Raw genomic sequence first — 18,632 nt, forward strand, 5'->3', positions numbered from 1 at the left:
GGTCAATGTTGCGGTCGGCACCGATGGCGCGGCCAGCAACAATGACCTGGACCTGCTCGGCGAAACCCGCACCGCGGCCCTGCTGGCCAAGGCTGTCGCCGGCTCGGCCACCGCGCTGGATGCCCATCGTGCCTTGCGCATGGCCACCCTCAATGGCGCCCGGGCACTGGGTATCGAGGCCGAAGTCGGTTCGCTGGAAATCGGCAAGGCCGCGGACATGGTGGCTTTCGACCTCTCCGGCCTGGCCCAGCAACCGGTCTACGAACCGGTTTCGCAGCTTATATATGCCACCGGCCGCGACTGCGTGAAACACCTTTGGGTTGCCGGCAAGCAGTTGCTCGACGACCGTCGCCTGACACGCCTGGATGAACAACAGCTTGGCGCTGTCGCGAGGGCCTGGGGCCAGCGCATCAGCGGCCGCACCGAATCGTAAGCACCCTGGAACGCAATCCGGGGCAACAGGACTTTTCAAGTTTTAGAGGACTAGACCATGAGCAACGTCGACTACGCCGAAATCGCCAAATTCGAGGCCCTGGCTCATCGCTGGTGGGACCGCGAAAGCGAATTCAAACCGCTGCACGACATCAACCCGCTGCGGGTCAACTGGATTGACGAGCGGGTCAACCTGGCCGGTAAAAAAGTCCTCGACGTCGGTTGCGGCGGCGGCATCCTCAGCGAAGCCATGGCCCAACGCGGTGCGACCGTGATGGGTATCGACATGGGCGAAGCTCCGTTGGCGGTTGCCCAGTTGCATCAGCTGGAGTCGGGCGTGAGCGTCGAGTACCGACAGATCACCGCCGAAGCCCTGGCCGAGGAAATGCCGGAGCAGTTCGACGTGGTCACCTGCCTGGAAATGCTTGAGCACGTGCCGGATCCGTCGTCGGTCATCCGCGCCTGTTTCCGCATGGTCAAGCCCGGCGGCCAGGTGTTCTTCTCCACCATCAACCGCAACCCGAAGGCGTACCTGTTCGCCATCGTCGGCGCCGAATACATCATGAAGCTGCTGCCGCGCGGCACCCACGACTTCAAGAAATTCATCCGCCCCTCCGAACTTGGCGCCTGGAGCCGCATGGCCGGCCTGACCGTCAAGGACATCATCGGCCTGACCTACAACCCGCTGACCAAGCACTACAAACTGGCGGCCGACGTGGACGTCAACTACATGATCCAGACCCTGCGCGAGGAGTAAGCCGATGCCAATCAGAGCAGTTCTTTTCGACATGGACGGCACTCTGCTCGACACCGCGCCGGACTTCATTGCGATCTGTCAGGCGATGCGTGCCGACCGTGGCTTGCCACCGATGAACGACAAGCACATTCGCGACGAGATTTCCGGCGGCGCCAAGGCGATGGTCGCGGTGACCTTCGCCATGGACCCGGAATCGCCGGGGTTCGAGGAACTGCGCCTGGAGTTTCTGGAGCGCTACCTCGTCGGTTGTGCCGTTCACAGCAAGCTGTTCGACGGCATGGGCGAACTGCTGGCGGACATCGAGAAGGCCAACCTGGTCTGGGGCGTGGTCACCAACAAGCCGCTGCGCTTCGCCGAGCCGATCATGCAACAGTTGGGGCTGGCTGAACGCTCGGCGCTGCTGATCTGCCCGGATCATGTGAAGAACAGCAAACCGGATCCCGAGCCGCTGATCCTCGCCTGCAAGATGCTCGATCTCGATCCGGCCAGCGTGCTGTTCGTTGGCGATGACTTGCGCGACATCGAATCGGGCCGCGATGCCGGCACCAAGACTGCTGCGGTGACCTTCGGCTATATCCACCCGGACGATAATCCGCGGCATTGGGGTGCGGATGTGGTGGTTGATCATCCGCTGGAGTTGCGCAAGGTGCTCGATAGTGCGCTTTGCAGCTGCTGATTAAAGTCAAGAGATCGCAGCCTGCGGCAGTTCCTACAGGGGACCGCGATCGACGTAGGAGCTGCCGCAGGCTGCGATCTTTTCCAGCTTTGTTATGGATTGAGGTTTTTTATGTTTGATTATTCCGCCCGCCCCGAACTGCTCAAGGATCGGGTCATTCTGGTCACCGGCGCAGGACGTGGCATTGGCGCCGCAGCGGCAAAAGCCTACGCGGCACACGGCGCAACCGTGCTGCTGCTGGGCAAGACCGAAGCCAACCTGACCCAGGTCTACGACGAAATCGAAGCCGCCGGCCATCCACAACCGGCGGTGATCCCGTTCAACCTCGAAACCGCCCTGCCCCATCAATACGATGAGCTGGCGGCGATGATCGAAAGCGAATTCGGGCATCTCGACGGCCTGCTGCACAATGCATCGATCATCGGCCCGCGCACGCCGATCGAGCAGTTGTCCGGCGAAAACTTCATGCGGGTCATGCAAGTCAACGTCAATGCCATGTTCATGCTCACCAGCACTCTGCTGCCGCTGCTCAAGCTGTCGCAAGATGCCTCGGTGGTGTTCACGTCCAGCAGCGTCGGCCGCAAGGGACGTGCGTACTGGGGCGCTTACGGCGTCTCCAAATTCGCCACTGAAGGTCTGATGCAAACCCTGGCCGACGAAGTCGATACCGTGGCCCCGGTACGCTCCAACAGCATCAACCCGGGCGCTACCCGCACCAGCATGCGCGCCCAGGCTTACCCGGGTGAAAATCCGCTGAACAACCCGACGCCCGAGGAGATCATGCCGGTCTACCTTTACTTGATGGGCCCGGACAGCACCGGTATCAACGGCCAGGCGTTCAACGCCCAGTAGCGACCGTACGTCGCTTTTTGGTGCCGCGCCGATTTCCTGTCGCGGCACTCGAATACACGCCAGGAACCTGTCAAACAAACGTCACATACTGCGCTGCACACGTAATAGACGAAGCACAACCTGTTGATTTAATACAAATTTTATTAAGATGAACCGAATGGCACGACTTTCGCTCTAAGTTTGCTAAGACACGCAACGTGAAAGCAGACGGAACGAAGCTTGAGTGCGGCGATTACTCATCTTCTACAAAGCAGATTAAACTTGTACGAAATGTCCTACGGGACTGACGGACCAGTACGACGCGCAGCCTAAGCCGCTCTCACCCTGCTTGTAAGACAGCCTTACTGCTTAGGGGCGCACGCCTTATGAAACCACCTCCCCAGACCAACGCAATTGACTTCGATAGCGCCAAATTGCAGCGCCTGGGCTTTGGTCAGCAACCGCTTCTTCTGGCAAGGCCTATCAGTCTTGCGCAATTGCGCCAGCAACTGAGCCTGCAGCTGCAAACCAGTCTGGAACCGCAACGCATTCTTGGGACGTTCTATCGCGAGATTCAGCGATTGGTGCCGCTGGACGCTTTGTGCTACCTGCACAAGAGCAGTGACTTGCGTCTGGAGTTCGGCCAACGCGGCCACCATTCCATCAGTTACAGCCTCAGCCACGAAGGCGAACACCTGGGTGAGCTGATTTTCCGCCGCAATCAGCGTTTCAGCGAACAGGAACAGGGCAATCTCGAATCGCTGCTGGCCGCGCTGCTTTTCCCGATGCGCAACGCGCTGCTTTACCGTACCGCCACCCAAAGCGCACTGCGCGACCCGCTGACGGGCACCGGCAACCGCATCGCCATGGACCAGACATTGCAAAGGGAAATCGAGCTATCCCGGCGCCATCTGCAACCGTTATCGGTGCTGATGCTGGACATCGATCATTTCAAGCAAGTCAATGATACCCACGGCCACAGCACAGGCGATGACGTGCTCAAGGCGGTCGCTGCCTCGATCAAAAACCAGCTGCGCAACGTGGACATGGTGTTTCGCTATGGCGGTGAAGAGTTCCTGATCCTGCTGTCGAACACCAGCCGCGAGGCCGCGGCCATGGTCGGTGAGCGGCTGCGGTTTGCAGTGCAGTCTGAAGAATACCTGGCCGATGGTTATACGATCTTGCTGACGGTCAGCCTCGGCTGTTCGACATTGTTACCCGGCGAGTCTGCCGAAAGCCTGTTGCGACGGGCAGACAGTGCACTGTATGTGGCCAAGCGCGAAGGTCGTAACCGGTTGGAGATGGCGGGGTAACTGCCGACCACAAAATAATGTGGGAGCGAGCCTGCTCGCGAATGGGATCTGACCTTCAACGATCATGCTGACTGACAGTCCGTATTCGCGAGCAGGCTCGCTCCCACAGTTGTTTCAAGCAGACGTTGAATCAGCCTTCCGCCAGTGCCATCCGCTCACGTACGACCGGTGCCCGCTCTACGTGCTCCAACTGCATGCAACGTTCGAGAAACAGGTACATGTAGTCGTAGCTCTTGCACACAGCCTGGCGCAACTCCACCTGCAGGGATTTGCTCGGGTTGGTGCCCGCCAATGTACAGATGATTTCCAGGGCTTCCCATGGATGGGCATCGTCGTACTGGGCATGCATCTTCAGCCACTTCATCGCTCGCTTGCGATCTTCCTCGGGGAACGAGGCGGCGTAGATACCGTTGGAACAAACGACCGCCGACCATTCCCCGGTCGCCCCTTCGATGGCGTAGTTGGTAGCGGCAATCGCAACGATCAGCGAGTCGGCTGAACTGGTGTGCCAGCACCAATGGCTCAAGGCGTGAAGCTCCGGTGCAACCTGCTGTGCCTGCAGGTCTTCCAGGCTGACACCGTGCGCACGACTCCAGTGCACCCAGTAATCGGCGTGGTTCAATTCGACGCGGATATTACGCATCAGCCAGCGACGGGCCATATCTTCGCCGGGATGACGGGCAAAGCGTGTCTTGGTCAGGTTTTGTGCCATATACAACGCGAACTGTTCGACCACCGGCCAGCCACCGATCAGGTATTGGCGCATGGTCTTTGCACTGAGTTTGTTGTCTCGCATGCGTTGGTACAGTTCGTGTTCGACAACCCGGCGTTTGCTCTCGCTGCAATCCTGGATCAGGCGCTGGGCCCAGGCAGGGTAACTTGCAGCTTCCATGAGCGGTCCGGTTCGGTTGAATGTATCGATCACTGTCGAGCTCCTTTTGATTGTGATTGTAAGACCGGCAGGAGTTTCAACGGAACGTGCCAGGGGCCTTGAACAACAGAGGCTGAGGCCTGGCGGGACGACTTAACAGGCTATCAAAGGTAAACAAATGCGGGCGTTCAATCACATACCCTTGAGCGTAATCCACCCCGATCTCCAGCAATGCCTGCTCGATCTGGGGCGTTTCGACAAACTCGGCAATCGTGCGCTTACCCATGACATGACCGATGTGATTGATCACTTCGACCATGGCGCGGTTAATCGGGTCGTCCAGCATATCCTTTACGAAACTCCCATCGATCTTCAGGAAGTCTACAGGCAAATGTTTCAGATACGCGAATGAGGACATTCCGGCACAAAAATCATCCAGTGAAAAATAGCATCCTAAGCCTTTGAGTTCATTAATGAATCGAATGGCGCTGCCAAGATTTGAAATAGCACTGGTCTCAGTAATTTCAAAACAAATCATTTCAGGCGGAATCGAATACGTCACAAACTGTTCGCGCAGGAAGTCCAGAAACGCCTCATCCCCGATCGTCGTGCCTGACAGATTGATCGCACACATGGCCAGCGGCCCCTGGTGCTGTTCGGCCTGACACTGGGCAATGATCTTGAACACGTTCTGCACAACCCAGCGGTCCAGAGAGCTCATCAGGCCATAGCGTTCGGCGGCCGGGATGAAACTGTCGGGCAAGATCATGCGCCCCGCCTCATCATGCAACCGCAACAGGATTTCGATATGCCCACTGCCATGCTCGGTATGACCGAGGGATGCGATTTCCTGGGCGTACAAGCAGAAGCGGTCCTCCTCCAGCGCCATGTGCAAACGCTGCACCCAGGCCATTTCGCCGAAGCGCAGGGACAATTCCGAGTCATCCGGATGATAGACCTGGACCCGGTTCCGGCCCTTTTCCTTGGCCATGTAGCACGCCATGTCGGCAGCACGCAGCGAGGCTTCGAGCGTCGTCGGATTCTGCGCAACATGGACCAGTCCGATACTGACAGTGGTCACGAAAGGCCGGCCCTTCCAGACAAAATGCAGATTCTGCACAGTCTGACGCAGGCTCTCGGCAATTTTCTCCGCCGCTTCCGGTGCGCAGTTTTCCAGCAGGATACCGAACTCGTCGCCGCCAAGGCGTGCCAGGGTATCGCCTTCGCGCAACCCGGATTGCAACAAGGCACAGATATGCCGCAACAGTTCGTCGCCCGCCGCGTGACCACAGGTATCGTTGACCAGCTTGAACTGATCCAGATCGAGGAACATCAGGGCATGGCGACCCGAATGGCGGGTCAGGTTGTGCAGCGCCTGTTCCAGGCGATATTCGAATTCGCGGCGGTTGGCAAGCCCGGTCAAGGCGTCGTGGGTCGCCTGCCACGACAGATTGGCGATGTATTGCCGCTCCTGGGTCATGTCATGCAGCACCAGCACCGTTCCGCTGACTTTGCCGGCATTGCGGATCGGAGCACCCACCAGCGTGACCGACACCGTGCTGCCGTCCAGGCGTTGAATCAACCTGGAGTGCTCACTGCCGCCACTGAGTTGACCGCTCAGAATATGCTCGATCAGGGTGAAACCGTCGGTCTGTGCATTTTCATCCAGCAGGTTAAACAGCGCCGCCAGCGGCAACCCTGTCGCCTGCTCGGCCTTCCAGTGGGTCAATGCCTCGGCCGCCGGATTCATGTAGGCAATCGCACCGGAAACATCCGTGGTGATCACGCCGTCGCCAATCGATTGCAGAGTGATCTGCGCCCGCTCTTTCTCCAGTTGCAGCGCATCGGCGAAGGCATGGCGCTGCTTGAGCAGTTTATGGGTGCGCATCAAGGCCAATACAATCAAACCCAGGGCGGTGGCGAGGTTGGTCACCAGCAACAGTCGCAGGATCATACGCGAGCCTTCGCCCAAGGCATCGCTGAAGGCCTTCGCCGCCGGCGTCACACTTTCGTTGATGACGAATATCTGATCCTTCCAGCGCTTGATATCGGCATCGGTGGCCTGCCTGGTGGTGATGCGCTGATGCATCTCCTGCGCAATGGTATCGAGTTGCACCAGATACGCGTCGCCTACCATCCAAAGGTCGATGGCTTTCTCGTGGTAACTGAAGTGCCGGAAATTCAGGTACAACCAGATCACACTGGTGATGTCATCCGGATGGTTGCCGCCCTTGAGGATCGCCACACGTGCCGCCTCGATGTTCGGCGGCCGATGATCCAGCGCCACACGCAATTCATGCCCACCCTGAGGCACGGAAATGGCGTTCTGGTATTTATGAAAAATCGCTTCGTCGCCGCTGTCGGCGTAGAGATTGAGGTAATAGATGGCGTCTTTCTGGCCCTTGGACCACAGGCTCTCACCGGCGACATAACCGCGAACAGCCGACAGTACATAAAGGCTGACACCGCCCAAGAGGGCCTGAAACACCACAACGGCGATAAATGGCCAGACGATGCCCAACAGCCGTGGCGTTCCGAGAGTCCGCTTTTGATTCATGAGGTCCCTTACATTAGAGCTGCTCGATTGTCGTCCGGACGAAAATCGCTACAGCTAGACTAGGGTGCCTTCGTCGTCCCGACAAGCTGATCAAAGCTTCGAACATCAACACAGCCAATATATATGTACCGCAAAGACAGTCCTTGATGCATCGAGACTGACGTCCCTCCTATCAAGAGATGTCACTGTTTATGCATACCACAAATGCTTCGGCAACAACCCCATACCAACAATATCTGGGTCAACTCGCAGAATACGACGCGCTGCTAGGCCGTCTACGTGATGCCAAGGCGCGAGGCCTTGCTCTGGCCGGCATCTATTTATCTCCCCAGCCTCACTCCCCCCTTGCCCAGGAACATGACGTCGGGCAAACCCACTTGCACAGCTTGCTCAGACACCCGGACTATCTGGCACTTGTCGAAAAGTTGAAGATCATGAATTTTTTATCTGTGTCTACAGCAGGAGGACGCAGCGTTTACAAGACGGCTGACCAGAAGGGTGCCGAAGTCATTCTCTCCATGACTGAAAATCCTGGCTGGCGCGAACTGACCGAAAAAATCGAGCCGATAGCTCTCAGCATGGGCGGACAATTGCGCTCGGATAAGTTGCTCAGCCTTCCTCAGGTTCTGACGTATTACGCGTTACCGGCAGCGCAAACTCAAAACACCACTGAAATGGAGTCGCTAATTCACAAACTGGAGGAAAGACGCGCCAGTCACTCATTGCAACTCTTCAGTGGTGTTGATATCGACACCTTGAATCGTTCACCCACAGCTGAAGACCGACAACTACTCAAAACCATACAGAGAGCCACTCCGACATCCGCTATGACCATCGATAGCCTGCTCGCTCAACTGACGAACAGAGATATCGTTGCCATCGTCCAGCGCTTTCTTCCCGAAACCGAAAGCTCGCTATTCAGCTACCTGATTCAAAACGCAGTGCCCAATGCGACCGAAGCTCAAGTCCGTGTCACGCCCACGGTAGTGCTGGAAAGCATTTTGCGCTCCGCCGAGTCAGAGCGACTGGCAATGGCGCTGTTGGAAGGCTTGAACTGGTACGGTGGAAAACCCGGCGAAGAAACTTCATCAGGCGTACGAATCAAACTGCTCAGCAAAGCCATTCGCTTATGGACAAACAAGAGCGGTAATCCCGCTGATATCGCTGGATACCCATGGCATCAACGCTCGAATTGGGGAAAGAGTTATCCGAGTATTCGGGCTGAGTTTGAACAGCATCTATTCGATTCCCGGCGAGCGTCATCAATGACTGAGGCGATCTTGCTCGCGCGCTTGCTGCAACCAGAATTCCCACGAGCGTTTCAAGTCCCGGACATTCCACCTGATCTTCCCTATGGAAGTTCTGTGGTTTGGGTCAATTTTGTCCACGGTGTAACGCTGGCCGAAGCCATCGAGCCTGACTCGATCGAGCGGATGACCTTCCAGCAATTGGTCAACCTGCCAATCAAACGAACCGACGGAGCAACGCCAGAGCAATTGAATCTTATCGCCCTGGCGAGGCTGCTTCCGTCACTGGACTGGGCGGTTACCCAAGGGGTCATTTCGCAAAAAAGTCTTGAAAACCATTCACAGAGCGACATCGATCTGGCGCTATCTGCACTGGAAAACCAAAAAAACGAGTTGAATGAGGCCCTCATTCAACTCGATAAAAAACCACCCGAACGACTGGCGATCGCCAAAACAAAAATGCAGTCAATCTTTGGAGAGGATGCCTTCATCTCGGATGGTCGAAAACTGGCTAGAAAGGGCATTACCGGACCGGCCGGTTTTCGTGACACGCCGCCGCTTAAAGGCAAGGAGTACGACTATTACTCGTTTGTCGACGTCTATGCATCCGACAAGTTCGACGATCAGAAAAGTTGGCGGGCGACACAAAGCGACGGCACCACCATTAGCACGCAATGGATACGGATAGACGAAAGCCGAAGGATCGTCACCGGAGAAAGGCCATGGCGCAAACCAGGCTCCCGGTGGGTTATTTCACCGGAGACCAGGTTGCCCGATGTCAAAGCGCTGTTCGACAACGACTTCAAGCACTATCTGCAGCTGACCACAACTGCCTATGAAACACTGATCAGAAGTCAATTGGCCTCACTCCCGTTTGCCGACCGTCAGGCCATCGCCTTAGGCGAACTCAGGGTATACAGCTTGAGAAAGGAAACGCGTGGTATCGAGGCCCAGAATGAAACGCCGGAAATGATCTTGCCGCTACGAGCCCGCAACGGCTTGATATTGCAGGCGATCCATACGCGCGAAACCCAGGGTCACGAACACGGTATTGAAACCAGGTATTACGAATTGCTGCCCAGAGCAGGCGTCATACGTCGTATCGAAAACCTTGGCCCGGAACATTTGGGTGGTGCCATCCAGACGGAAAAGTGGCGTCAATTGAAATCGACCGTTTCAGTCAGCGTATTGCGCCATAAGACGTTGCCCTTTGATTGGGACGCTCATTCGACAGGCAGCGAACCGAAAGAAGACGCGAGTTGCCAGGCTATCATCGAACAGTTAGGGGGCACTTTCGCCACCGAGACAGAGACAGTGGAAAGTTCGGACATTATCCCGTTGACGCTGTCATCAAGTCGTTGCGTGGCGATCAGTCATTTCATTGCAACTCAGCTGCTGTTCACGGACCCGATAAAACTTCGCATTGCCGCCTACGGACAAACGCGTTTCGAACTCGAAGAGGCGCGGGGTGAAAAAGCCCTCGAAATCGGGAAAATGTTCATGCCTTTCTGGAACAGTATCGAAGACTTGGCCTCCGGCGACAAAACACGCCTGATCAACGGGACGTTCGGCCTGTTTGCCGACCTGCTTTCCTTTGCACAACCCATCGGCAAGTTTGCCTCGGGCTCGGCAATACTGATCAGTAATGCAGGCCGACTGACCTTTCGCGCCAGACTTCCCGCATTTGTGTCGCTGACGAAAAAACTGTTGATTTCGAGCCTGCAAACGCTGAATCCGGTTGATGGTATTGGATCGCTGCTCCGGGCATTGGGAGCCAGAGGGGTAAAACTTGCCAGATTCAGCGTTCTCAGAATCAAGGAACTGGCGGGCAAGGCCGGCAGTTATGATTTCGTGCACAAGCTGCCGCAGATCAGCGATGCGGGCCGCTGGAAACCGTTGGCAAAGGGTGACCAGTTAGCGACCGTCAAGGGTCTTGACGACATCCACATACGCAAATCGGCCATTCCCGACAATGCCGACTACCACTTGATCGATCCATTATCGTCCAGACCCTACGGTCCCCGGCTAACCACCCGCTCAGGTGATATTTCGTTAGGGAGATCGCATTACAATTCCCTGGATAACACCAAAAATCACGTCATTGTCGAAGTTTCTGAAAACAGCCGCATTCGGGAAGTGCTTGAAGTCGATGGCCGAACTACGTTGTTTATCGATGATGTGCCGTATCGGCTGGATGGCGACACGCTGCGTCGCGCCGACCTGATCGATGATCAGGCGATGCTCAGATCCTTGCCTTGTCGGGTACGGCGTGCCCCAGGTGCCGATGTATGCGAAACGAGCTATGTCACTCGCGCCCCCGCCCCTACTCCTGATATCAACAGCTTCGATGAAACCAAAGGTTGGGCCCCCTGGTTCGGAGATAGTATCTATACGAATGGCGCGAAGGGAGCACCGATGAAAAGGGCATCGATTGCTACACACGAGACTCTCGGTGCAACCATCGAGTTTTGCCAAGGTATTTTTGGACGTGTGAAGGTCAGTGTTCCCGATCGGGGTGTAATGGATACCCTTAGAGCCGGCGCCATTATTGTCGAAGCGGCAGATGGCACGAAGCGGTATGTGTTTACACGCCTAAATGCCAGCGACTTTTTCGTTGCCGAACTCGCAAAAGGACGAAGCTTGGGTAATCCGCTGACATTCAAACAAGCATCAACGCTGTCCGAAGCGCTGAAGGAGCAATTGATGGTGGTCTACACCGGCTCGCTGAATGCCAACAACATGGCAAGAATCCATGGCATCGAGGCCGTCGAGCGCGCCATGAAAACCATGGATGAAATTGCCATTCCAATTAGCGTCCACGAGCCCAATACGCTCAAGCGACTCGAGCTGCTCAAGGTTGATACCAGTCCCGGGGAGGCAATTCTTTTCGATCATAAAACCAGAATGATCATCAGAAGTTCCGAGGATGGTGCCGCCACGTGGTCACCGTCCAAGAAAGCACCGGACAGCGTGCGTGAAACGACAGCGGAGGTTTTCAATAATCTGTTTCAGAAAAAAGTCATCGCCATCCAATCGAGTCGGGGCGAGCCCCTGGCTCTAAACATCGACAAGATGATGCAGCAACTGCAAGTCATCATCGGCCAAAAACTCCAGCGACCAGTGCATGCCCCAAGGAATATTGCGTTCGCCGAAATCAAGACCAAAGCTGGGGTGCGTGAAATCTATGTCAGCGTTTCCGGCAGCAAAGGTGACACCGGTTTCCTGCCAATGTTTCAAAATCCAGCTAACAGAAAGGAGGTAACCGTCGACGGTACCCGTTACTTCAATATAGATAAAGGAACCCGATTCCCGGAGACCGCCCTAAGCATAACCCCAGCGGGCAAGCTACAGGCGATCCCCCATACCATCGACAATATTGAAACATACACGCCTATGCTCACCTCTCGCCCAACCTCGCTGGACACTGAGAGCAAGCTCATTAGCGTCATACGCAAGAAATATCCGGATCCAAAAGACCTGGACTCCATCACGATCGCCACCACCTTAGCGCCCTGCGACTCCTGCGCGGTCGTCATGAAACAATTCGGCTATGACGGCAGCCCCAATGCACTGGACGTGATCTGGAAGTAAACGCTAGCGCAATCAATGCTGCTGCAAATGCCCATACAGCTTGGCGTATAACCCACCCTCGGCGATCAATTGCTGATGGTCGCCATCCTCGGCAATTTGCCCGCCGTCGAACACCAGCACACGATCGGCTTGTTTTACCGCCGAAAGACGGTGGGCAATGATCAGTGTGGTGCGGTTGCTCAGGAACCGCGCCAGTGCCTGGTGCAGGTTGTACTCGGTGGCGGCATCGAGCGCCGAGGTGGCTTCGTCGAGGATCACCACCTTGGGCTCGGCCAGCACCATCCGGGCGATGGCCAGGCGTTGGCGCTGCCCGCCGGACAAACGCACGCCGGAGCGCCCGACGATGCTGTCCAGGCCATTGGGCAAATCCCGGACCGTAGCGTGCAACTGGGCGATTTCCAGTGCCTGCCAGCAGGCCTCGTCACTGCGTTCGCGGCCCATGGTCAGGTTGGCGCGGATGGTGTCGTTGAACAGCGCCGGATGTTGCAGGACTACGGCGACATTTTCCCGCACGGTTTCCAGGCCGATCTCTTGCTGGGTTGAACCACCAAAGCGAATGGTGCCCGCCAGCGGCGTATACAAGCCCAGCAGTAGTTGCACCAGCGTGCTCTTGCCGCCGCCACTGGCACCGACGATTGCGACCTTTTCGCCGGGGGCGATGGACAGGTTCATCTGGTTCAAGACCAGTTCATCACCGTAACCGAAACTCAACCCCTGTACTTCCAGCCCGACCGTCTCGCGACCACTGAACGGGTCGACTCCACCCGAGTACTCGGGCTCATCGTCACGGGACAGCAGTTCGTTGATCCGCGACAGCGCACCATCGGCTGCGTAGTAGGCATATTGCAGGTTCAGCAGTTGTTCCACCGGACCGATCATGAACCACAGGTAGCTGAACACCGCGAGCATCTGGCCGATTGAAAGGTCGGAAAACAGTACAGTGAGCATCGCCGCGGCACGGAAAATATCGATGCCGAACTGGAACAGCAAGCCGCTGGCGCGGTTCGACGCATCGGTTTTCCATTGCGAGTTCACCGCATAGTCGCGCACGTCCCGGGCGCGCTGCCCCAAGCGACCGAGGAAAAACCCCTGGCGGTTACCGGCGCGTACTTCCTGGATCGCATCCAGGGTTTCGGTCAAGGCCTGGGTGAAGCGCGAGGTGCTGTCGTTCTCGAGCTTCTTCAGGTGTTTGACCCGTTTGCCCAACTGCACCGTGGCATAGATCACCAGCGGGTTGAACAGCAGGATCAGCAGCGCGAGTTTCCAGTGCATCCACATCAGGATGGAGGCAGTGCCCACCAGCGTCAGCATGGCCACGAGGAAACGGCTGAGGGTTTCGCCAACGAATTTGTCCAGGGTGTCCAGGTCGGTGACCAGATGCGTGGTCACCGTGCCGCTGCCCAGGCTTTCGTATTCGCCCAGCGAGATGCGCTTGAGTCGTTCGATCAGGCGTATGCGAATGCGATAGACGATGTCCTTGGCCAGTCCGGCGAACAATTTCGCCTGCACTACGTTGAACATCAACGCCGCGCAGCGCAGGGTCAGGGTCACCAGCAGCATCAGTCCGATGTAGCCCGCGGCTTTCTGCCAGCCTTCGGGCAGCGCGTGGTTCATGATCTTCAGCGCCGCATCACCGTGCCCCAGCAACACCTCGTCCACCAGCAATGGCAGGAGCAAGGGAATCGGCACGCTGCACAAGGTCGCCAGCACGGCCACGCCGTTGGCGATCCACAGGGATTTCTTGTGATGCAGGGCCAGTCGGCGGATTTCCGCCCAGCTCAGACGGTCGACACGTTTAGCGGGTGCAACATCATCGGGCAGGTCATGCACAGGCAGCACGCTCCAGCCAGCGGCCGAGCAGCGGGGACAACTCGCTCAACGGCTGATAGCCATTGGTCAACAACGCCAACTGCCCATTTCGCTCAGCCAGCAACGTAGGAAAACCGGCGATGCCCAGGTCCTGGACCCAAGTGAAATCGGCAGATGTCGCGGCGTGCGTATCGGCACGGTCGAACGCGGCGGCGAATTCGATGCGCGGCAGACCGGCCTGCTCTGCCAGCTCCACCAGGACACTGGCACGCGTGACATCGCGACCTTCAGCGTAAAAGGCGTGCTGAATCAGCCCGAGCAGTTTCCAGGCACAATCCGGCGCCAGCGTGCGCGCCGTCACCAGTGCCCGGCAGGCAGGTTCGGTATCGTAGACAAAGCCATCGGGTAACGCGCCTTCAAGCTTGAAGGGCTGGCCGGTGGCCTCGGTGACCGCCTGCCAGTGTTCGAGGATATAGCGCCGGGTACTCGGCTCCAGTGCGGCACCGTTACCGGTGCGCAAACCACCCACGATCAGATGCACCTCCACGCCTGCGGCTTGCGCCTGCTCGACCAGTGCGTTGGCCACCGGGGCAAACCCCCAGCACCAGGAACACATCGGGTCCATCACATAAAGCAGGCGCGCAGACATGGTTCAGGCCTCGGAAGATGCTTGCTTGTAGTTGTAGCCGATCGGGTGAGGCTGGTTTCGAGCCTTGGCCAGCTCGATCTGCTTCTGCCGGTCGATCGCACTGCGACGGGTCTTCTCACTCAGCTTATCCCAGCAATGCGGGCAACTGATGCCGGCCACGTAATGCTCGGACGCGCGGTCTTCCACGCTCACCGGCGTGCGGCAGGCATGACATTGATCGTAGTCGCCTTCGCTCAGGTCGTGACGAACGGTCACGCGGTTGTCGAACACGAAGCAGTCGCCCTGCCACTTGGTTTCTTCCTGCGGCACCTCTTCGAGGTACTTCAGGATGCCGCCCTTGAGGTGAAAGACCTCACCGTAGCCCTCGCTGAGCATGTAGCTCGAGGCCTTCTCGCAGCGGATGCCACCGGTGCAGAACATCGCGACCTTCTTGTGCACGGCCGGGTCGAAGTTGGCTTTGATGTAATCGGGAAATTCGCGAAAACTGGTGGTTTTCGGATCGATGGCGCCTTCGAAGGTACCGATCGAGACCTCGTAATCGTTACGGGTGTCGATCAGCAGTACTTCCGGGTCGCTGATCAGCGCGTTCCAGTCCTGCGGATCGACGTAGGTGCCGACCTTTTTGTTCGGGTCCACGCCTTCCACGCCGAGGGTGACGATTTCTTTCTTGAGCTTGACTTTGGTGCGGTAGAACGGCTGGTCGTCGCAGTACGACTCTTTATGGTCGATGTCGTCCATGCGCGGGTCGTTCTTGAGCCAGGCCATCAGCCCGTCGATGCCTTCGCGGCTGCCGGACACGGTGCCGTTGATACCCTCTTCGGCAATCAGCAGCGTGCCTTTGATGCCGTTGTCGACCATCGCTTGCAGCAGGGGCTCGCGCAGGGCGACGTAATCTTCCAGGGTGACGAACTTATACAGTGCCGCCACGACAATCTGTTGTGTCATGGGTAAATCTCCAGGTGGCTACCCTCGTAAGGGGTGAACCGGATGCGAAAAAAAACGCGCCGGGTTAGCGGCGCGTTGGGCATTCTAACAAAAAAGATCGCAGCCTGCGGCAGCTCCTACATGGGAATGCGTATTCCTGTAGGAGCTGCCGCAGGCTGCGATCTTTTGAGCTTAATGCTCGCTACCGCCAGCGCAGGTCGGCGAGGCCGGGGCCGCGTCGATCCGGGCCCATTCCTCCGGCGTGTAGGTATGCAGCGCCAACGCATGGAACTCGCCCATCAGCTCGCCGAGCGTGCCGTAGACCTTCTGGTGGCGCTTGACCCGGTTCAGGCCTTCGAACTGCGCGCTGACCACCACAGCCTTGAAATGGGTCTGCAACCCACGGCTGTGCATATGGCTCTCATCCAGCACGTGCAGATGCTCGGGCTGAAGCAGGGCCAGTGTCGATTCGATGCGTTGTTGCATGGTCATACCGAACTCCGCTTAAGGCTTTTTCTTGGCTGGCGCAGCCGCGTCTTTCGGCGTCAGCTCGGCGGTCATGTCAGCCAACAGCTTGTTGACCACCGGCACTGCGCTTTCCAGCTTGGCCTGGGTCATCTGGGCCGATTGCTGGGTCAGCTGAGGCATTTTTTCCAGGACTTTCTTGCCCAGTGGCGACTGGTAGAACGCAACCAGGTCCTTGAGCTCGGATTCGGTGAAGTTGGTGGTGTAGAGCTTGACCATGTCCGGTTTCAGCTTGTTCCAGCCAATGGCCTGGTCCAGAGCGGCGTTGGCCTTGGCCTGGTAGGTTTCCAGCACGGCTTTTTTCGACTCAGGAGCTTTGGTCTGTTCGAAACGCTGGGCAAACATCTGCTGTACTTGCATGTACACCGGGGTGCCCAGTTTGTCAGCGTGCGCCATGGTCAGGAAAGCCTCGGCACTGGCGTTATGGCTGGCGGTGTCGGCAAGAACCTGGCCGCTGGCGCAGACCAAAGCAACGGCGGTACAGATGGCACGAAGACGAGTCATCGAGTTTCCTTTTCTAGCTGGCGAGGTAAGACCCCAAGGGCGTCCATTCTGCGCCTAAAAAAGTGTGTCGCTCAACCCCAAGCCTTGTCGCACCTGATTTAGAGGGGTTGAATGGTCAAATTCAGACTGATGGAACCACGGCCGTCGATCACGGCCTAAACTGCGCAATCGGACCTACAGGAGTGAGCAAGATGAGCCGTATCGAAACCGACAGCCTCGGCGAGGTTGAAGTCCCGGATGAAGCCTACTGGGGCGCTCAGACACAACGCTCGCTGATCAACTTCGCCATTGGCAACGAACGCATGCCGCTGGCGGTGTTGCATGCCCTGGCGCTGATCAAGAAAGCCGCGGCACGGGTCAATGATCGCAACGGCGACGTGCCCGCCGACATCGCCCGCCTGATCGAGCAGGCAGCCGACGAAGTGCTCGGCGGCGACCACGACGACCAGTTTCCGCTGGTGGTCTGGCAAACCGGCAGCGGCACCCAGAGCAACATGAACGTCAACGAAGTGATCGCCGGTCGCGCCAACGAGCTGGCCGGCAACCCCCGTGGCGGCAAGTCCCCGGTACACCCCAATGATCACGTCAATCGCTCCCAGAGTTCCAACGACTGCTTCCCCACCGCCATGCACATCGCCGCCGTCCAGGCGGTGCAACAGCACTTGCTGCCGGCGATCAGCGAACTGTCCGGCGGGCTGGCCGAGCTGGCCGCGCGCCATATGAAACTGGTCAAGACCGGCCGCACCCACATGATGGATGCGACTCCGATCAGCTTCGGTCAGGAAATCTCGGCGTTCATCGCGCAACTCGATTACGCCGAACGGGCGATCCGCAGCGCACTGCCCGCGGTCTGCGAGCTGGCCCAGGGCGGAACGGCCGTCGGCACCGGGCTCAATTCACCCCACGGCTTCGGTGAGGCCATCGCTGCAGAATTGGCCGCCCTCTCCGGTTTGCCATTTATCACCGCACCGAACAAGTTCGCCGCACTGGCCGGCCATGAGCCGCTGACCACGCTGTCCGGCGCGCTGAAAACCCTCGCCGTGACCCTGATGAAGATCGCCAACGATCTGCGCCTGCTGGGTTCCGGTCCGCGCGCCGGCTTCGCCGAAGTCAAGCTGCCGGCCAATGAACCGGGCAGTTCGATCATGCCGGGCAAGGTCAACCCGACCCAGTGCGAAGCGTTGTCGATGCTGGCCTGCCAGGTGCTGGGCAACGATGTTGCCATCGGCTTTGCGGCCAGTCAGGGCCACTTGCAGCTGAACGTGTTCAAACCGGTGATCATCCACAACCTGCTGCAATCGATCCGTTTGCTGGGTGATGGCTGCAGCAACTTCCAGCAGCACTGCGTGGCCGGTCTGGAGCCGGATGCGGAAAAAATGGCTGAACACCTGGAACGAGGCCTGATGCTGGTGACGGCGCTCAACCCGCACATTGGCTATGACAAATCGGCGAAGATCGCCAAGAAGGCCTACAGCGAAGGCCTGACCTTGCGCGAGGCGGCGTTGCAACTGGGGTATCTGACCGATGAAGAGTTCGATGCGTGGGTAAGGCCGGAGAATATGCTGGAGGCTGGGGCCAAGGGCTGAGTTTTGCAGTGAAGCGAAAAGATCGCAGCCTGCGGCAGCTCCTACGGGAATACGCGTTTACATGTAGGAGCTGCCGCAGGCTGCGATCTTTTGATCTTCAGGCCACCCGCATCTTCCTTGCCTTGAGCCCGGCAATCAACGAAGGCCCCAACGCCACCAGCGCCGACCCCAGCACCACCAGCACCGCACCGCCATAACCCAGACCATTGATCGTCTCGGCATGCACATAGTCAGGCCATAGGCATGCAGCCATGGCAACCGCCACAAAGGTCACCAGCGGTGTGATGGCCAGCGTTGCGCTGACCCGAGAGGCTTCCCAATGGGCCAGGGCCTCGGCAAACGCGCCATAGGCAATCAGGG

General features: G+C 57.9%; 14 protein-coding genes and 1 pseudogene. 7 read left to right on the forward strand and 8 right to left on the reverse strand.

The window, feature by feature from the left end:
• The 5 genes from AC1DVH_RS15860 to AC1DVH_RS15880 form a co-directional block, all read left to right on the forward strand.
• Positions 1-433 (forward strand): amidohydrolase family protein (locus AC1DVH_RS15860; RefSeq protein ID WP_477754606.1); only part of this gene is annotated, 433 nt, incomplete at its 5' end.
• Positions 434-490: 57 nt separating this feature from the next.
• Positions 491-1,189, forward strand: a complete 699-nt coding sequence (gene ubiG, locus AC1DVH_RS15865; protein ID WP_046042598.1) for a bifunctional 2-polyprenyl-6-hydroxyphenol methylase/3-demethylubiquinol 3-O-methyltransferase UbiG — start codon at positions 491-493, stop codon at positions 1,187-1,189.
• Positions 1,190-1,193: 4 nt separating this feature from the next.
• The gene (gene mupP, locus AC1DVH_RS15870) at positions 1,194-1,865 is read left to right on the forward strand and encodes an N-acetylmuramic acid 6-phosphate phosphatase MupP (RefSeq protein ID WP_150758252.1); all 672 of its coding nucleotides are present in this window, start codon (positions 1,194-1,196) and stop codon (positions 1,863-1,865) included.
• A 111-nt stretch (positions 1,866-1,976) separates the two neighbouring features.
• Positions 1,977-2,717: a YciK family oxidoreductase gene (locus AC1DVH_RS15875; RefSeq protein ID WP_477754607.1), complete on the forward strand. Its 741-nt coding sequence runs from the start codon at positions 1,977-1,979 to the stop codon at positions 2,715-2,717.
• A 365-nt stretch (positions 2,718-3,082) separates the two neighbouring features.
• Complete coding sequence (locus AC1DVH_RS15880; protein ID WP_477754608.1) at positions 3,083-4,009, forward strand: GGDEF domain-containing protein; 927 nt, start codon at positions 3,083-3,085, stop codon at positions 4,007-4,009.
• Between the two features lie 130 nt (positions 4,010-4,139).
• On the opposite strand, the gene AC1DVH_RS15885 is transcribed toward AC1DVH_RS15880, so the two are convergent.
• On the reverse strand, positions 4,140-4,901 hold the full coding sequence (locus tag AC1DVH_RS15885; protein WP_477754609.1) for a TenA family transcriptional regulator: 762 nt from the start codon (positions 4,899-4,901) through the stop codon (positions 4,140-4,142).
• Between the two features lie 76 nt (positions 4,902-4,977).
• Positions 4,978-7,437 carry an EAL domain-containing protein gene (locus AC1DVH_RS15890; RefSeq protein WP_477754610.1) on the reverse strand — a complete coding sequence of 820 codons (2,460 nt, stop codon included), beginning with the start codon at positions 7,435-7,437 and terminating at the stop codon, positions 4,978-4,980.
• Between the two features lie 191 nt (positions 7,438-7,628).
• Here AC1DVH_RS15890 and AC1DVH_RS15895 point away from each other — a divergent pair, with 191 nt between their 5' ends.
• A complete protein-coding gene (locus tag AC1DVH_RS15895) occupies positions 7,629-12,275 on the forward strand; it encodes a hypothetical protein (RefSeq protein ID WP_477754611.1) in 4,647 nt (1,548 codons plus the stop codon).
• A 12-nt stretch (positions 12,276-12,287) separates the two neighbouring features.
• Here the strand turns inward: AC1DVH_RS15895 and AC1DVH_RS15900 are convergent, their stop codons facing one another.
• The 5 genes from AC1DVH_RS15900 to AC1DVH_RS15920 form a co-directional block, all read right to left on the reverse strand.
• Positions 12,288-14,105: an ABC transporter ATP-binding protein gene (locus tag AC1DVH_RS15900; protein ID WP_477754614.1), complete on the reverse strand. Its 1,818-nt coding sequence runs from the start codon at positions 14,103-14,105 to the stop codon at positions 12,288-12,290.
• Complete coding sequence (locus AC1DVH_RS15905; RefSeq protein WP_477754615.1) at positions 14,098-14,700, reverse strand: DsbA family protein; 603 nt, start codon at positions 14,698-14,700, stop codon at positions 14,098-14,100. The genes AC1DVH_RS15900 and AC1DVH_RS15905 overlap by 8 nt, the downstream gene beginning before the upstream one ends.
• 36 nt (positions 14,701-14,736) lie before the next feature.
• On the reverse strand, positions 14,737-15,678 hold the full coding sequence (gene trhO, locus AC1DVH_RS15910) for an oxygen-dependent tRNA uridine(34) hydroxylase TrhO (protein ID WP_115947235.1): 942 nt from the start codon (positions 15,676-15,678) through the stop codon (positions 14,737-14,739).
• A gap of 171 nt (positions 15,679-15,849) precedes the next feature.
• Positions 15,850-16,149, reverse strand: a complete 300-nt coding sequence (locus tag AC1DVH_RS15915) for a BolA family protein (protein WP_477754612.1) — start codon at positions 16,147-16,149, stop codon at positions 15,850-15,852.
• 12 nt (positions 16,150-16,161) lie between these two features.
• Positions 16,162-16,686 (reverse strand): DUF2059 domain-containing protein, encoded by a 525-nt coding sequence (locus AC1DVH_RS15920; protein WP_007997268.1) that lies wholly within the window; start codon positions 16,684-16,686, stop codon positions 16,162-16,164.
• A gap of 191 nt (positions 16,687-16,877) precedes the next feature.
• On the opposite strand from AC1DVH_RS15920, the gene AC1DVH_RS15925 reads away from it, so the two are divergent.
• On the forward strand, positions 16,878-18,272 hold the full coding sequence (locus tag AC1DVH_RS15925) for a class II fumarate hydratase (RefSeq protein ID WP_477754613.1): 1,395 nt from the start codon (positions 16,878-16,880) through the stop codon (positions 18,270-18,272).
• 97 nt (positions 18,273-18,369) lie between these two features.
• On the opposite strand, the pseudogene AC1DVH_RS15930 reads toward AC1DVH_RS15925, so the two are convergent.
• Positions 18,370-18,632 (reverse strand): annotated as a pseudogene (locus tag AC1DVH_RS15930) (EamA family transporter); the annotation flags it as partial.

The organism is Pseudomonas sp. P4_C3 (assembly GCF_056402075.1).

What these genes read in the sequence shown, in the direction of transcription:
- AC1DVH_RS15925 (WP_477754613.1), top strand. Translation starts at nt 16,878, where the DNA reads ATGAGCCGTATCGAAACCGACAGCCTCGGCGAGGTTGAAGTCCCGGAT.
- AC1DVH_RS15885 (WP_477754609.1), bottom strand. Translation starts at nt 4,901, where the DNA reads ATGGAAGCTGCAAGTTACCCTGCCTGGGCCCAGCGCCTGATCCAGGAT.
- AC1DVH_RS15895 (WP_477754611.1), top strand. Translation starts at nt 7,629, where the DNA reads ATGCATACCACAAATGCTTCGGCAACAACCCCATACCAACAATATCTG.
- AC1DVH_RS15880 (WP_477754608.1), top strand. Translation starts at nt 3,083, where the DNA reads ATGAAACCACCTCCCCAGACCAACGCAATTGACTTCGATAGCGCCAAA.
- mupP (WP_150758252.1), top strand. Translation starts at nt 1,194, where the DNA reads ATGCCAATCAGAGCAGTTCTTTTCGACATGGACGGCACTCTGCTCGAC.
- trhO (WP_115947235.1), bottom strand. Translation starts at nt 15,678, where the DNA reads ATGACACAACAGATTGTCGTGGCGGCACTGTATAAGTTCGTCACCCTG.
- AC1DVH_RS15920 (WP_007997268.1), bottom strand. Translation starts at nt 16,686, where the DNA reads ATGACTCGTCTTCGTGCCATCTGTACCGCCGTTGCTTTGGTCTGCGCC.
- ubiG (WP_046042598.1), top strand. Translation starts at nt 491, where the DNA reads ATGAGCAACGTCGACTACGCCGAAATCGCCAAATTCGAGGCCCTGGCT.
- AC1DVH_RS15875 (WP_477754607.1), top strand. Translation starts at nt 1,977, where the DNA reads ATGTTTGATTATTCCGCCCGCCCCGAACTGCTCAAGGATCGGGTCATT.
- AC1DVH_RS15905 (WP_477754615.1), bottom strand. Translation starts at nt 14,700, where the DNA reads ATGTGTTCCTGGTGCTGGGGGTTTGCCCCGGTGGCCAACGCACTGGTC.
- AC1DVH_RS15915 (WP_477754612.1), bottom strand. Translation starts at nt 16,149, where the DNA reads ATGACCATGCAACAACGCATCGAATCGACACTGGCCCTGCTTCAGCCC.
- AC1DVH_RS15890 (WP_477754610.1), bottom strand. Translation starts at nt 7,437, where the DNA reads ATGAATCAAAAGCGGACTCTCGGAACGCCACGGCTGTTGGGCATCGTC.